Raw genomic sequence first — 16,108 nt, forward strand, 5'->3', positions numbered from 1 at the left:
AAAACTAATAAAGGAATCCTCTTCAAGTTAGAAGAGGATTCCTTTATTAACAACCCTGACTTCGGACCTCTGACTTTCGGACTTTTTAATCTTCTCTACTTCCATCATCTGCCATTCTCACCATTTTTGGTTCAAATTTCGCAATTACATCAACTAACTCAGTTTGTGCTGCCATTACTTGGTTAATGTCTTTATAAGCCATTGGCGCTTCATCTAAACCAGCACCAATTAAGGTTACATTGTGGTCTTTCAAAATAGCCTTCATATCAGATTTAGTGATGGATTGTATGGCTTTTGTACGGCTCATTAATCGCCCTGCTCCGTGAGATGCAGAATTAATTGAACTGGTTTCGCCCTTTCCTCTAACCAAAAACCCTGGCGCTGTCATACTTCCCGGAATAATTCCCATCACACCTTTTCCTGCTGGGGTAGCTCCTTTTCTATGAACGATAAGTTCCTCCCCATTTAAAGTTTCTTTCCATGCAAAATTATGGTGGTTTTCTACCTTCACTAAAACTTTAGCACCAATTGCTTTCGTTAATTTTTTATGTATAACCTCATGACAAGCTGAAGCATAATCTCCAGCCAAATTCATTGCAATCCAATATTCTTGACCTTCTGCCGAATTCATATCCAAATAAGCTAGGTTAATGGCTTCTTTAGGTAATTTACAAATCTCCTTGGCAATTTTGGTGTACTGACCAGCAACTGTTGCTCCAAATCCTCGAGAACCAGAGTGAGTTAATAAAGCTACATAACGCCCTTTATCAATATTCAAAATCTCATCTCGCTCTGCAAAATCAATAATTCCCCATTCTACAAAGTGATTTCCACCACCAGATGTGCCTAATTGAGCCCAGGCTTTTCCATGTAAATTTTTTAAGAAGGGAGTTGCATTGAAATCATCGCTATCTAAAATATCATGGTCGGCTCGTTCGTTTCCACTATAGTTCTGACCAGCGCCAAATTTGGTATGTGCTATCAGTTCTCGTTTGTACATTGCATCTTTACCGAAGTAATATTTCTCAGGAATATCGAAAATACTCAACGCCATTCTACAACCTATATCAACACCAACACCATAAGGGATTATTGCATTACGGGTAGCCAAAACACCTCCTATAGGCAAACCATATCCTTGATGGGCGTCAGGCATTAAAGCCCCGGCTTCGGTAACCGGCAATTTCATGGCGATGTTCATTTGGTTTTTAGCACCATCCTCAATATAACCTTCACCAAATACAGTATAAGTTTTGGCATTTGCGATTAATTCAATTATGCCATCACTTCTCGGATTTGCTTCTTCTATAATAGCTGTTGCTAGAACACTTAATATTTCATCATCCAAAAAATTCTCTGGATAGTTCTTTACTTTCTTTAATAGTTTTTGTACTTCATTCGCTTCAATATCTTGAAAATTGTTCTTCAAGATTTCTAAAGCCAAGCCCAGTATTTTTCCTTCAGCAAAACCTAATGCTTTAAGGGTTTTGCCTGTTATTTCTGTTTTCATTTACTAATAAATATAAAAAATCCCCTATGGTTTTTAAAACTATAGAGGATTAACTTTGCTAATATGTCCTTTGGCTACTTAAATTCACTAGTCTTATGGAACTCAATATCCGGATAATCTCTCATCGTCATGTTAATCATAAACTCATTATCAGCTAAATAAACTGGGTTTCCATCTTTATCCTCACCAATATGTTGTTGTTTACGTTTTAAAAACTCCTCTAATTTCTTAGGATCTTTTGAAGTTACCCAGTTAGAACGAGTATAGCTTAACATTCTGAAATGTGCTTTTGCCCCGTATTCATGTTCTAATCTAAAAGCAATTACTTCAAACTGTAAATCTCCAACAGCACCAATTACTTTTCTATTTCCAGGTTGCATCACAAACAATTGGGCTACTCCTTCCTCAGTTAATTGTTGTAAGCCCTTTTCTAGTTGTTTCGTTTTTAAAGGATCTCTATTCTCAACTTCTTTAAAAATTTCAGGGGAGAAGCTCGGAATGCCTTTAAATTGTAATTTCTCACCTTCAGTTAAGGTATCACCGATTTTGAAAGTACCACTATCGTATAAACCAACAACATCTCCAGGCCAAGCTTCTTCTACAATACTTTTTTCGTTCGCCATAAAATCCATCGGGTTGGAGAATTTTATTTTTTTGTTATTTCTAGTGTGATAGAAGAATTTATTACGCTCAAATTTACCAGAGCAAATTCTTAAAAAAGCTATTCTATCTCTATGGTTAGGATCTAAATTAGCATGGATTTTAAATACAAATCCACTAAAATTTTTCTCCGTTGCCAAAACAACGCGTTCTTCAGCTTCCCTACTTTTCGGACTTGGGGCAATGTTCACAAATGTGTCCAATAGTTCTTTAATCCCGAAGTTGTTAATTGCACTACCAAAAAATACAGGGGCTAGTAAACCTTCTAAATACATTTCCTTGTCAACAGCGCCGTAAACACCTTCAACTAATTCTAGTTCTTCCTTTAAATTTGTTAATGATTTTTCTGGTAAAAATTGAGCTAAATTCTCGTCATCCAAACTGTTAACTTCAATAACAGGTGTGCTTATTTTCTTTTTATCTGGCTCGAATAAGTTAAGGTGCTTGTTGTAAATACTATAAACACCTTTAAAGGTATGACCTTGACCAATTGGCCAGCTCAAAGGACACAAACTGATGTTTAATTTACTTTCTATTTCATCTAATAAATCGAAGGCATCTTTACCCTCACGATCCATTTTGTTTACGAAAATAATTACCGGTGTATTTCTCATCCTACAAACCGACATTAATTTTTCAGTTTGCTCTTCCACACCTTTCACACAGTCTACAACTAAAATAACACTATCCACTGCAGATAAAGTACGGTAAGTATCTTCAGCAAAATCCTTGTGACCAGGTGTATCTAAAATATTAATGCGTTTACCGTTATATTCAAAACCCATTACAGAAGTAGCAACAGATATACCACGCTGCTTTTCAATCTCCATAAAATCGGAAGTACTACTTTGATTAGCTTTATTTCTTTTTACGGCACCAGCAGTATTAATTGCACCGCCAAAAAGCAAAAACTTTTCGGTTAATGTAGTTTTACCAGCATCGGGGTGACTAATAATTGCAAATGTTTTTCTCTTTTCTATTTCAGGATTAACCATGGATTTTTATTGATAAAGTGGGCAGAAACTTAATTAAATAGCAGATACAGCAAGGCTTTATAAAAAGCGAAGGGGAAATAATATGGCTGTACTTTGTTTCATGCAGGTGCAAAGGTAAGAATATTTAAAAGAGTATAAAGTATTTAGTAGCAAGTATAAAGACGTTGGAATTTTTTGAAGCGCAAGGTTAAAGGCATTGATTAAAGTCAGTCCAGCTTTGCGCTAAATCTTTTTGGCAGCAATCTGGGCTATTTAACTAAGGCTTGTGTAAGGAAAATAGACATAGCTGCAGAGACCTAATTTCTCTAAACCCGATAGGATTGAACACGTAGTAATGTTAGCTCTTACGGCTAACTACGAAGTAAAACGGATAGCGGGACGAACATTCAAAAAAGCGAAACTGCATCTTTTCAAATAAAACTTTTGTTCCATTGATCGCAAAGACCATTTTTTGAAAATAAAAAAAGCCGATTAAAAAACCGGCTCTTTCTTGTTCATACTTAATTATTTTTATCCTCTTCCAGGACGACCACCGCCGCCTCTACTACTTTCTGAACCACCACTGCTTCTTTGTGGTGGAGCTGATTGTGAACGTTCTACACGTTGTTGTTGTGGTTGCGCCTGTTGTACAGGTTGTGGCCTTTCAACTCGCTGTTGAGGTGCTTGTTGTACGGGTTGCGGACGCTCCATTCTCTGTTGTGGCATCTCACGTTGACGCTCAACACGTTGTTGTGGTTGTGCTTGTTGTTGTTGAGGCATTTCTCTATTACGCTCCACTCTTTGAGGCTGCGATTCTGAGCTTGGACTTCTTTCTACTCTTTGAGGCTGATTGTTAGTTTCACCCCTCCTGTCGAAAACACTTGGTCTTTGGCTTACACCGTCTCTATTTGCATTGGGTGTAGCGCTCCTATTATTGTTATCTCTTTCTACACCTGTAGCTTCACCTCTTGATGGACGAGTGGACACATTTCCATTACTTCCTCTATCTATGCCATTTCTATCACCTTGGTTTACGTTTCCATTGTTTCTGTTATCAAAGCCATTGCGACTTCCTTGATTAACATTTCCGTTGGTATTACCCCTATCCGTACGGTTGGCTGATACACTACCATCCCTACCTGCAACTGGACCACGGTTGATACTTCCTTGCACGGCACTTCTAGGCGCAGCATTGTTGTTATTTACCGAGCCTCTACTTGGGCGAGGGTTATAGATGTTAACGGTATTGTTATCTATCCTTGATGCACCTGGTCTGCTACTTCTATTTACATTATAAACAGTTACATTTTGATTTGTTGCACGTCTTACGTCCTCAGCTCTTGGGCCAGTATAATAAGTTCTGTTATTACGAACGTAAGTATTGTTAATGATTACTGTGTTTTGGATATAAACCCTATTTCTACCGTAGTTATAACGAGGATAACTGTTATAGTAAATATTGTTGTATGGAATAAAATTCCAGCACATATCTGGCACGCGATATCCGCCTCTTCCAATGTTAATACCAATAGTAATACTCGGCCCTAATGGAGCCCAACCGTAATGTCCACCACCACTTCTCCAACTTACCCAAGCCGGTCCCCAAACTGTGTCTGGTAACCAAACCCAATTGTTATAACGGTTATAGATCCAGCGACCATAATGAAATGGCGCCCAACCCCAATCGTAGTTACTTACCCAAGTATTTCCATACTCAGTCATTGCCCAACGACCATTGGTATAATAAGGTCTAAATTCTTCTTGGTCTACATCCGGACGCCAAACATACCCATATTGAGGATCTTGAATCCAAGTTCCATAAGGAGAAAGTTCATCATAAAACGATTGTAGAGATACGTCTTCTTGCTGCGCTTTTGCTGTTTGTGCGGTACCTGCGAAAAGGAGCATGAGACCTACCAGCATTGCTGGTAATTTGATCATGTTTTTCATTTTTGTGTGTGTTTAAAATTTATAATTAACCTAACGCTTTGTGTATATCAATTTGAACACCATTTTTAACAAAGGATTAATCCAAAATTAATAATCTGTTTAAATACTCCATTTTAACGTATTTCTTTACATTTAAGTGTATTATACCACAATAAAAGCAACACCTCAGCTGTGTAAAAAATAAGTCGGGCAGAACTAAATTTGCTACATTTTAAAAAACACAGTAGGATTATTGTTAGATGAACAATTCTACCGAACCATTATGAATGAGTAAATTCTTAACATATTGGCTTAAAACAGTACTTTTGTAAAACACTAAGAATTATGCAAAGAGGTACCTTGTTTTTAATCCCTGTTCCATTGGCAGAAAATGCCCAGAACAAATCTTATACTCCATTTTTGATAGACACCATTAATGTGATTAAAACTTACATTGTTGAAAATGAAAAAACAGCTCGTAAATTTTTAAAAGAGGCTGGCTTAAAAACACCTCAAAGTGAATTACTTGTTCATGATTTTGGGAAACACAAACGTGGTAATTCTTTAGTCCCTTATTTTACCCAATTAATGTCTGGCATTGATGTGGGTTTAATGAGCGAAGCTGGTTGTCCGGGTGTTGCAGACCCCGGAGCAGAGATTGTTTCCGAAGCGCACAAACGCGGTATAAAAGTTGTGCCTTTAGTTGGGCCAAATTCTATGATTCAAGGCTTAATGGCATCGGGACTTAGTGGCCAAAGCTTCACTTTTCATGGTTACTTACCAATCGATAAGGTAGATAGAGCAAAGAGAATAAAAGAATTAGAAAGCCTTTCTGAAAAAAATAAGCAAACCCAGTTATTTATGGAAACTCCATTTAGAAACAATCATTTGTTTGAAGATGTATTGAAAAACTGTGGTGGCAGTACACAACTTTGTGTAGCTTGTAATATTAATGGTGAAGATGAATTCATTAAAACAATGACTGTTGGTGCCTGGAAGAGCGAAAGAATAGATTTACATAAAAAACCAACTGTATTTTTGCTTTATAAGGGATAGCCTATTGATTCATCAGTTAGCCAAAGCTGATTGCAATGAATTAATTAGGGTTAGCAGATATTCAACTCATTGACATTGGCTTCAGCTGATGGGCCAAGATTAGCGATACATATTTTTCTGTTCGATAAATTCTAACACACTGTCTGGTGTAAAAAATTGAATATTCTTTTTGTCTTTAATTGCTTTGCGGATAAAGGTTGAAGAAATTTCCATTTCTGGTGTATCGGTAAAAGTAATGGAGGGGTGATTTTCCCATTCACTCACATTTGCCCCTGGACGAGGGTAGACATAGATATGATAATCTTTAAGCAAAATCTCGTAATTCTTCCACTTCTTTAAGGAGATCAGATTATCAGCGCCCATTATCAATACAAATTCTTTTTCTGGATATCTCTCTTTTAAATGGGTAAGTGTATCTATGGTATAAGATGGTTGAGGTAATTTAAACTCAATATCGCTTACTTTTAACTGGGGTGCATTTTCAGTTGCTAGTTTAGCCATTTCTAAACGATCATAAACGTTGGCTAAGCCATTTTTCTGTTTTAATGGATTATGAGGAGATATAACAAGCCAAACTTCTTTTAAGCCGCTAAATGTTGCCATATAATTGGCAATAATTAAGTGTCCAATATGAATTGGATTAAACGAACCGAAAAAAAGACCAGTTTTCATTATTCACCTTATTTTGCCAAGAAATCTCCAATAATTTGTTCAGCTTCTTTGCAAGCAATTTCTAAATCGTAGTTTTTTAGGATGATATCAAATTTATCTGCATATAGAAGTTCCTTTTCTGCTTTGATAAAGCGTTCCTGTAACTTTTCTTGGCTATCAGTTCCTCTACCGGTTAAACGTTCTTTTAAAACCTCTAATGATGGTGGCTGCACAAAAATTGCCAGAGCATCATCTTCATATTTTCTTTTTAAACGTAAACCTCCTTCAACATCAATATCAAAAATTACATGTTTACCTTCATCCCAAATCCTTTGTATTTCAGAGCGTAAAGTACCATAAAACGTGCCACTGTAAACCTCTTCAAATTCTACAAATTCTTGACGAGCAACTTTATGCAAAAAATCTTCTTTACTTATAAAATAATAGTCATTTTCATGCTTCTCTGTTCCACGAGAATCTCTTGTTGTAGCCGATATAGAAAAACTTAATTGTGGAAATTTCTTCAGTAAATGTCTTACTATAGTTGTTTTACCAGCTCCAGATGGTGCAGAAAATATAATGAGTTTGCCTTGTTTCATTTTTATGAGCATAAAGCTTAGCGCTGAAAGTCCAAAGCTTTATGCTTTAGTCCTTAAGCTTCAAGCTTCTTTATAATACGTTTAATAGTTGTTCTTTAATTTTTTCTAATTCTTCTTTCATACCAACTACTAACTGTTGTATATGTGCGTCGTTAGCTTTGGCTCCCATTGTATTAATTTCTCTTCCAATTTCTTGAGAGATAAAACCTAGTTTTTTACCATTGGCATCCTTACTTTTTAAAGTTGCCATAAAATAATCGCAGTGGCTTCTTAAACGAGTTTTCTCTTCTGTAATATCTAACTTATCAATGTAATAGATCAATTCTTGTTCTAAACGATTTTGATCTACATTAATTTTCCCTACTGTTTCTTCTAAAAATTGAGTAAGTCTAGCTTTAACTTGAGGCACTCTTAATGGAGCTAGTTTGTCTATCTCTTCAAAAAAGTTTAATATATTTTGAATGCGTAATTCTAAATCAATCCTTAAAACATTGCCCTCATCAGCTCTAAATTGATTAAAGTTAGTTAATGCTGTTAAAAATGTCTGATGTAAGATCTCCCAATCATTCTCACCTACCTCTTCTTCGGTATAAGTAATTACCTCTGGAAAGTTTAAAGCGGTTTGCAATAGATTTACTGAATTAGCACCCAACGAAGCATTAATTTCTTCTAATTGCTTATAGTAACGAGTTAATAGTGTTGTATTTATTGTAGCTCCTTTTTGGTTATCATCACTACGTTCTATATTTACCGAAACATTTACTTTGCCACGTTCTATTTCTTTGCTACATGTATTGCGCAGTAAAAGTTCTTTATCTGAATATGCTCTAGGTAACTTTAAATTTAACTCTAAAAATTTAGAGTTTAAAGATTTTATCTCTACTGCAAACTTAACGTTTTGATGATCTGTAGAGGCCAAGCCAAAGCCTGTCATTGATTTTATCATGTGCAAAGATATAAAAAGTACTTAGTAGTTGGTATAAAGTATTGAGATCGGGTGTGGAAAAGGCATTGATAATAGCGCTAAAGTGAAATAGAAAATTCACTAAGCTTGTAATTAAATCTATTATTATGTTGTTCTAGATTTCAATACTAATACTTTAGGCATATCTCAAGATTGTTTCTTCCATTAAAGCATACACTTTTTGCTTAAGCATAGGTAAGTCATCTAACGTTAAGCCCTTCACATCCACTGGTGTAATAAATATTGTTGTAATTGTCCCCGGATGGGCATGCAATGGATTTACTCTAGGTAATAATTCTCTATTATTTATCATTACAAATGGCATTAATGTAGTTTGTGTCTCAATGGCTATCCTAAAGGCTCCGTCGTAAAACTCACTCAATAACAGCTCGGTTTTATTCATCGTGCCTTCAGGAAAAATAAGAATAGATTCACCTTTGGCAATATCTCTCTTTAAAGTATCAACTGATTTTTCTCTACTTTCTTTACTGCTTCTGTCTATCAAAACCACAATCCGCTTATAAATCAATCCGAATATTGGAATTTTAGTCATCTCAACCTTTCCTAGGGGGCTAAAGTATTGCGGTAAACTGATACAAACTGCAATTGCATCTAAATAAGATCCATGATTGCCAACATATATGTGTGATAAATTTCTGTTAACTAAATGCTTGTTGACCGTTTTTACCAAAAAAAAGCTCAAGATGCTAAAACCCCATGCCCAACAACGCAGAAAGAATAAAATAATTTTTTTTCCAGTATTAATATTAAATACAGCTGAGGCTATTAAAACTAAGGGCAACACCACAAACATTAACCCTATAAAAATTAACGCTGCATATAAAAGATACAATGCCGTTAAAACTTTCCTCATCAATTAACGTTTTTTAACTTAATTCATCCGTAAACAATCCTTAAGTTTACAAAATAAAAAATTAACTCTGTAATGAGATTAGCTCGTTTAGCATTTTTCTGCACTCTATTTCTATTCACTTTTTCTTCTGCAACCATTTTTGCTCAAGAATTTATGTTAAATGGGGTGGTGTTTGAAAACGGCTCTAAAATTAGAATTGCACTTGCAGAAGTTAGTAATCTAAGAAATCGTTATAGCGTAGGTAGTAATGATATGGGTCTATTTCAAATTAGAGCTGTTATTGGCGATACAATTGTGGTTGCTAAAAGAGGCTTTAATGATAAAATGATTGTATTAACCTCTACCAAAGATATTATTTTACAATTAAATAGAAGCGAAACCACATTAAATGAAGTTGTTATTAATGGGCAAAGTAAAAAGCAAACTTTAGATGCTATTAGGCAAGATTTCAAAAACAAAGGTTCTTTTTATGGAGGGAAGCCTCCTGTCCTTTCTTATTTCTTCTCTCCATTAACTGCTATTTATGAGTTGTTTGGTCGCACGCCAAATAATGCCAGAAGATTTAATAAAATGTATGTAACTGAGTTACAAAACAACCAAGTGGATCAGTTATTCAATAAATCTACAATTAATAAAAATACTGGTCTAGAAGGTAAAGAATTGGAAGATTTTATGGTCAATTATCGCCCTGATTATGAAAAGGCCAAGAACTGGACAGTTTATGATGCCACAAAGTGGATTAAAGATTCTTATAAGAATTATACTGATACCTTGAAGAAGGCTAATTAAATAGCCAACGATTCACAAGCCTTCTCTGCAGCTAATTTCTCTGCATTTTTCTTATTGTAATCTCTTCCAATACCATGATTTTCATTGTCTATAATGGCATGGACAGTAAACAGTTTGGCACTTTCACCCTCTCCATTTTCTACCATATCAAAAGAAATATCCTTGCCGTGACGTTGGCACCATTCTATCAATTTACTTTTGAAATTTGTTTCTGTCATTTCTAAAGTATGGATATCGATATAGGGCTTTACTATTCTTTTAAGTAAGAAGCTTTTGGTGAAATTATAGCCTTTGTCTAAATAAATAGCCCCGATTAATGCCTCAAAGGCATCGCCTAACATGGAATGATGTTTGGTTTGTACGTTAACTGTTTTTTGATCGAAAATAATCAATTGATCGAAGCCCATTTTACGGGCAAGTTGATTTAGATTAACTCTATTTACTATTTTAGAGCGCATTTCAGTTAAAAAGCCTTCCTCTTTATAAGGATAACTTTTAAAAAGCAATTCGGCTATTACGGAACCTAAAATAGCATCACCTAAAAATTCTAAACGCTCATTACTACTTCTGCTGCCATTTTTTAAAACTTTAGCAACAGATCGATGTCTAAAAGCCATCCTATATAGCACAACATTTCCAGGAATAAAACCTAGAATGTTTTTAAGTTTTTTTACAAACTCTTTATGTGGCGATAAGTAAAGCTTATATAAATCGAATAATGGCATTAAAATTTTTTACAAAAACACAAGGACTAATAAAGTATAATTAAATATACAATCAAATATCAACAAAGATAGTTTTTTAGGTTACTCCTCGTATTTTTTGAAAATAACAGATGCATTGTGACCACCAAAGCCAAACGTGTTACTTTGAGCAGCACGAATTGTACGTTTCTGAGCTTTATTAAACGTAAAGTTTAATTTTGGATCAAACTCAGGATCATCTGTAAAGTGGTTAATTGTTGGAGGAACAATGTCATTCTTTACAGCTAAAATAGTTGCAATAGCTTCAATAGCTCCAGCAGCGCCCAATAAATGACCTGTCATAGATTTGGTAGAACTAATGTTTAATTTATAGGCATCTTCTCCAAATAAATCAACAATCGCTCTGCTTTCACTAACATCACCAAGTGGTGTAGAGGTACCATGCACATTGATATAATCAATATCAGCTGTAGTCATTTTAGCATCTCTTAATGCATTTGCCATCACTAGTTTTGCACCTAATCCTTGAGGATGTGGAGCTGTTATGTGATTTGCATCAGCGCTCATACCACCACCTACGATTTCTGCGTAGATTTTAGCACCGCGTGCTTTTGCATGCTCTAATTCTTCTAAAATAATGGTTCCTGCACCTTCACCGGCTACAAAACCTTCACGATCTTTATCAAAAGGACGTGATGCAGTTTTAGGATCATCATTTCTTGTAGAAAGTGCGTGCATGGCGTTAAATCCGCCAATACCTGCTTCGTTAATGATTGCCTCTGAACCACCGCTAATGATAATGTCAGCAATATCCAAACGGATATAGTTGAATGCATCAATCATTGCATTAGTAGCAGATGCACATGCAGAAACAGTTGAAAAATTTGGTCCACGTAATCCGTATTTCATAGAAATATGGCCTGGAGCAATATCAATAATTACCTTAGGAATAAAAAATGGGTTAATACGGGGGGTACCATCTCCCAAAAAGAAGTTTTTCATTTCTTCTTGGAAAGTTTTAAATCCGCCAATGCCCGAGCCCCAGATTACACCAACACGGTTGGTATCAATTTTTTCCCAATCATAACCCCCGTCTTTTACAGCTTCTGCTGTAGAGACTAAAGCATATTGTACAAAAGGGTCTAACTTACGTGCTTCTTTTTTATCCAAATGATCTTCCGGATTAAAATTTTTAAGCTCGCATGCAAATTTTGTCTTGAACTTTTCAGTATCAAAACCTGTAATTGGCCCAGCACCGCTCACACCATTAATCAAACCATCCCAAAATTCTGGGGCGGTATTGCCTATTGGAGTGAGCGCACCTAAACCTGTAACTACTACTCTTTTTAGTTCCATTTATAAGTATTGTACGGAAAGCGTATTATTACTTAACGTTTTTTTCTAAATAAGCAACTGCTTGACCTACAGTACCGATCGTTTCAGCCTGATCATCAGGGATTGCTACATTGAATTCTTTTTCGAATTCCATAATCAATTCTACAGTATCCAAAGAATCTGCACCTAAGTCATTTGTGAAAGACGCTTCTGGCGTAACTTCGCTTTCATCAACACCTAGTTTTTCTACGATAATAGCCTTAACTCTTGAAGCAATATCAGACATAATTTTATAATTTAATGGTTAAATAATTCTGTGCAAAGAAAAATAAATTCTAACACTTTTCAAATGTTTTTATTTCTCAATCAATTTTAATGTTTTTATTTCAAACTTAATGTAAAATTAGTTTTATAATTTCGTAATTCTAAAAAAATATTTTCGTTTTGAACAAAACCTATTTAAAACTCTCTCTAGACCTTGATTTTGTTTTAATAGCCATAACGGCAGCTGCAAAGGATTATATCCTTTGTCATAAAATAAATAAAGCACTAGAGTTCGACTTCGAAAAGACTGATGATCACGAGGTTTACTATAATATTGATGAAGATCCTCTGTCTTTTTCTAGGTTTTATTATTTTGTTGAACAAGGTGAAATTGAGTATTATTTAGTTAACAATCGAAATCCAGAAGGGTTTTTAATTCCTGAAATGAATAAGGTAGATTTTTTTATCATCATCCATCAGTATATTGATAAAGAAGACCTCAATTTTATTTTAACTAGATTAAACAAACTGCCTGATATACAGGTAGCTGCGCAAATAAATCCACTCAAATTGAAGTCGAAAGAAAATTTGGTAATGTAAATTTTATATTGTTAGTGTAGTAAATACACTATATTTGAATCTTATTCAAACTGAAAATATTTTAAACAAAAAGATAAAACGACGTTGTTTTATATAAATTCACGCTTTTTGATTTTATCTTCAATAAACAAAATAATAAATGAAACCTTTTCATTCTAGAACTAAAATTGTTGCCACTTTAGGCCCAGCATCGGCAAAACCAGACGTTTTATATAGCATGTTCAATGCCGGATTAGATGTTTGCCGTCTTAATTTCTCTCATGGCTCTCAGGCTGATCATCAAGAAGTATTAGATACCATCCGTAGTATCAACAAAAAATACAATTATAACGTTGGTATTTTAGCCGATTTACAAGGACCAAAAATTAGAATTGGTACGGTTAAGGATGGTGGTATCCATTTAGTTAATGGTTCAAGAACCGTTATTACTACAAAAGAATGTGTAGGTAGCGAAGAGCGTATTTACATTACTTATGAGAACTTCCCACAAGATGTGAAAGCAGGAGAAATTATCCTTTTAGATGATGGAAAATTACAAATGCGTGTAATTGAAACGAATTATAAAGATGAGGTAGTTTGTGAAATTGTTCATGGTGGTATTTTAACATCAAGAAAAGGTGTTAATCTTCCAAACACAAAGGTTTCTATCCCATCATTAACTCCTGAAGATCGTAAAAACTTAGAATTCGTATTAGATAACAATGTTGAATGGATTGGTTTATCTTTTGTTCGTAATGCAGAAGATATCATCGAATTAAAAGATATTATCAAAGCAAGAGGCAAAACCGCCAGAGTAGTTGCTAAAATTGAAAAACCAGAAGCAATTGCGAATATTGATGCAATTATTGCTGTTTCTGATGCAATTATGGTTGCCCGTGGTGATCTTGGAGTAGAGATGCCAATGGAAGAAGTTCCTTTGTTGCAAAAAATGATTGTTCAAAAATCTAGAGCTGCCTCTAAACCTGTAATTATTGCTACTCAGATGTTAGAGAGTATGATTACAACTCCTCGTCCAACTCGTGCAGAGGTGAATGACGTAGCAAACTCTGTACTAGATGGAGCAGATGCGGTAATGTTAAGTGGCGAAACTTCAGTTGGAGAATTTCCATTAATTGTTATCGAAACCATGCAGAAAATCATCAATAACATTGAAGAAAACAATTATCCTTTCCATCCAGAAAAATTCTTGAACAAAAAATCTCCGAGTTTTTTAAGTGATGCTGTTTGCGATTCTGCTTGTTTTCTTGCTAAACAAACTAATGCTATCGGTATTGTTTCAATGACATCAAGTGGTTATACTGCTTTTGAAATTGCTAGTCACAGACCACAAGCACCAATATTTATCTTTACAAGTAATGAAACCTTATTAAATACGCTGAGCTTAATTTGGGGTGTAAGAGGTTTCTTTTATGATAAATTTGATAGCACTGACACTACTATTACTGATGTTAATGAATTCTTGAAAAAGAGAAAATTAATTAAAAAAGGTGATATTTTGATCAATACCGGAGCTATTCCGATTGAGGCAAAAGGTAAAACCAATATGTTAAAGATTACTGTTATAGACTAAGTCTAAACAAATAAAATAAGGAGATGCCCTTGCGAAAGCTTGGGCATTTTTTTTTTTGAAATCAATGTTTGAATGTTAACGTTTCTTAATACGTTTTTTTTCTCCACTATACCCGCTTAGTTTAGTTGAAAAATAAATTAACGGATATGAAAAAATTAATAACATTTATAATTGCATTTTTAGCAATTCATCAGGTATCGGCCCAGGTAAATCCTTTTAATACAAAAGATAGTACCCAAGTTAGTGGGAAAATTATTGGCTATGATCCTCAGCATACGGATCATTTTATTACCTTTTCTACTTACGACATTTTTGGAAGAGCAACAAATCAATCAATTCAAATTGAAGACAATGGCAGTTTTTGGATCAAGCTATATCAACCTTTTGAGGGCAATATGCAGCTAAACTATAAAGAAGCCTATATTAATATTTACACTAAGCCAAATGAAAATTTACAATTAGATATTTACGATTCGAAGATACAAAGAGAAACAAACTTTGAAGCTGCCTTTGTTGCAAAAGGTAAACTAGCGAATATCAATAACCTTATTTTTAAATTTAGTTCAGCCTTTAATAAACATTCATTTCAAGCTAAATCGGATATGGGCAATAAAACGCAAACCGATAGTGCTTTTGCAGAAAGTGTGATCATAAAACTCAATGAGCAATTAACATTTTTGAATGCATTTATTAAAGATAATCAAGTTACAGATCAAAAATTTATCAATTGGCAACGCAGTTTATTACAATATGAAGCAGGTAAGGAAATTTTATTTTTTCCATTTGCAGGTAAAATGAATAAGGAGATTACACAAAATCAGCTATTGCAATTTATAAAGACAATCCCTATTAATAATTCTAATGCGTTTAATAACTCTATGTATTATGAGTTTTTAAATATTTTAGTGGGCGATTTCCAAATCATGATTAACATTAATCCAAATTACAACATTGTTAAAGCACAAACTGGAAAAAATAAAGTTGACATTTGTCTTGATGACATTGACAAGTTTGCTAATGGTTTAGCCAAACAATTAATGTATTACAATATTTTTCTGCATAAAGCGGGCTCAGGATTAGAATCAACGCCATATCTTTCTCGTTTTAACGCGGTAATTACCAATCCATTTTTAAATGAGCCACTATTGAAAGGGGGCATTCGTAATGATGTAACTTTCAAGAAATTTGATGTGGTGGCACGTTTAAATGCTTTAAAGGTTAATCCGGCATTAAAACAAAGGTTAATTACTTTATTTACACAGTATAAAGGCATGAGTTTATATATCGATTTTTGGGGAGATTGGTGTGGTCCATGCATGAGCGAGTTGCCGAGTTATCCGAGATTAATTTCAGCTTTAGAAGGCAAACCGATTAAATTTTTATTTCTTTCCGCATTTACCACTGAAGAAAGTATGCTCGCAATTAAGAAAAAATTTAAGATTGATGGCGATTTTATTAACTTATCGAAAGATGAGGTGGCTATGGTAAATAATGTATTCGAATTTCACAGTTATCCATCTCATTTCATGGTAAGTGATGAGGGTGAGGTGATCAGCAAAATGTCAAAAACCTCATTAGGCAACGTGCAACAAAAAGCAGAAGAAATTACACGGTTATTAAAGAAATAGT

Annotated in this window: 15 protein-coding genes; 5 read left to right on the top strand and 10 right to left on the bottom strand. The window is 34.5% G+C overall.

Going from position 1 to position 16,108, the window contains the following annotated elements; all coding sequences use genetic code 11:
* Positions 1-85: 85 nt before the first annotated feature.
* The 3 genes from FA048_RS02790 to FA048_RS02800 all read right to left on the bottom strand — a co-directional run bounded on the left by FA048_RS02790 (position 86) and on the right by FA048_RS02800 (position 5,094).
* Positions 86-1,510, bottom strand: coding sequence for an RtcB family protein (locus FA048_RS02790; protein WP_136838686.1), 1,425 nt, complete (start codon positions 1,508-1,510; stop codon positions 86-88).
* A 74-nt stretch (positions 1,511-1,584) separates the two neighbouring features.
* Positions 1,585-3,165, bottom strand: coding sequence for a peptide chain release factor 3 (locus FA048_RS02795; protein ID WP_136838687.1), 1,581 nt, complete (start codon positions 3,163-3,165; stop codon positions 1,585-1,587).
* A 510-nt stretch (positions 3,166-3,675) separates the two neighbouring features.
* The gene (locus FA048_RS02800; RefSeq protein WP_136838688.1) at positions 3,676-5,094 is read right to left on the bottom strand and encodes a DUF6600 domain-containing protein; all 1,419 of its coding nucleotides are present in this window, start codon (positions 5,092-5,094) and stop codon (positions 3,676-3,678) included.
* Positions 5,095-5,418: 324 nt separating this feature from the next.
* Between FA048_RS02800 and FA048_RS02805 the strand changes: the two genes are divergently transcribed.
* Positions 5,419-6,129 (top strand): SAM-dependent methyltransferase, encoded by a 711-nt coding sequence (locus FA048_RS02805; RefSeq protein WP_136838689.1) that lies wholly within the window; start codon positions 5,419-5,421, stop codon positions 6,127-6,129.
* A 99-nt stretch (positions 6,130-6,228) separates the two neighbouring features.
* Here FA048_RS02805 and nadD read toward each other — a convergent pair whose 3' ends face one another.
* The 4 genes from nadD to FA048_RS02825 form a co-directional block, all read right to left on the bottom strand.
* Entirely contained in the window at positions 6,229-6,801 is a 573-nt protein-coding gene (gene nadD, locus FA048_RS02810) for a nicotinate (nicotinamide) nucleotide adenylyltransferase (RefSeq protein ID WP_136838690.1), read from the bottom strand.
* Between the two features lie 8 nt (positions 6,802-6,809).
* Complete coding sequence (gene gmk / locus FA048_RS02815) at positions 6,810-7,379, bottom strand: guanylate kinase (protein WP_136838691.1); 570 nt, start codon at positions 7,377-7,379, stop codon at positions 6,810-6,812.
* A 70-nt stretch (positions 7,380-7,449) separates the two neighbouring features.
* A complete protein-coding gene (locus FA048_RS02820) occupies positions 7,450-8,313 on the bottom strand; it encodes a YicC/YloC family endoribonuclease (RefSeq protein WP_136839395.1) in 864 nt (287 codons plus the stop codon).
* Positions 8,314-8,479: 166 nt separating this feature from the next.
* Entirely contained in the window at positions 8,480-9,217 is a 738-nt protein-coding gene (locus FA048_RS02825) for a lysophospholipid acyltransferase family protein (protein WP_136838692.1), read from the bottom strand.
* 72 nt (positions 9,218-9,289) lie between these two features.
* Here FA048_RS02825 and FA048_RS02830 point away from each other — a divergent pair, with 72 nt between their 5' ends.
* Positions 9,290-10,006 carry a hypothetical protein gene (locus FA048_RS02830; RefSeq protein ID WP_136838693.1) on the top strand — a complete coding sequence of 239 codons (717 nt, stop codon included), beginning with the start codon at positions 9,290-9,292 and terminating at the stop codon, positions 10,004-10,006.
* On the opposite strand, the gene rnc is transcribed toward FA048_RS02830, so the two are convergent.
* The 3 genes from rnc to FA048_RS02845 all read right to left on the bottom strand — a co-directional run bounded on the left by rnc (position 10,003) and on the right by FA048_RS02845 (position 12,331).
* Positions 10,003-10,731: a ribonuclease III gene (gene rnc / locus FA048_RS02835; protein WP_136838694.1), complete on the bottom strand. Its 729-nt coding sequence runs from the start codon at positions 10,729-10,731 to the stop codon at positions 10,003-10,005. The genes FA048_RS02830 and rnc overlap by 4 nt on opposite strands.
* 81 nt (positions 10,732-10,812) lie before the next feature.
* A complete protein-coding gene (gene fabF, locus FA048_RS02840; protein WP_136838695.1) occupies positions 10,813-12,066 on the bottom strand; it encodes a beta-ketoacyl-ACP synthase II in 1,254 nt (417 codons plus the stop codon).
* A 28-nt stretch (positions 12,067-12,094) separates the two neighbouring features.
* Positions 12,095-12,331, bottom strand: coding sequence for an acyl carrier protein (locus tag FA048_RS02845; protein ID WP_031266521.1), 237 nt, complete (start codon positions 12,329-12,331; stop codon positions 12,095-12,097).
* 158 nt (positions 12,332-12,489) lie between these two features.
* Here FA048_RS02845 and FA048_RS02850 point away from each other — a divergent pair, with 158 nt between their 5' ends.
* From FA048_RS02850 to FA048_RS02860, 3 genes are all read left to right on the top strand, one after another.
* On the top strand, positions 12,490-12,909 hold the full coding sequence (locus FA048_RS02850) for an IPExxxVDY family protein (protein ID WP_136838696.1): 420 nt from the start codon (positions 12,490-12,492) through the stop codon (positions 12,907-12,909).
* Between the two features lie 139 nt (positions 12,910-13,048).
* Entirely contained in the window at positions 13,049-14,479 is a 1,431-nt protein-coding gene (gene pyk, locus FA048_RS02855) for a pyruvate kinase (protein ID WP_136838697.1), read from the top strand.
* Between the two features lie 146 nt (positions 14,480-14,625).
* Positions 14,626-16,107 carry a TlpA family protein disulfide reductase gene (locus tag FA048_RS02860; RefSeq protein ID WP_136838698.1) on the top strand — a complete coding sequence of 494 codons (1,482 nt, stop codon included), beginning with the start codon at positions 14,626-14,628 and terminating at the stop codon, positions 16,105-16,107.
* Position 16,108 lies beyond the last annotated feature (1 nt).

It is taken from the genome of Pedobacter polaris (genome assembly GCF_005116505.1).
Lineage (GTDB): Bacteria > Bacteroidota > Bacteroidia > Sphingobacteriales > Sphingobacteriaceae > Pedobacter > Pedobacter polaris.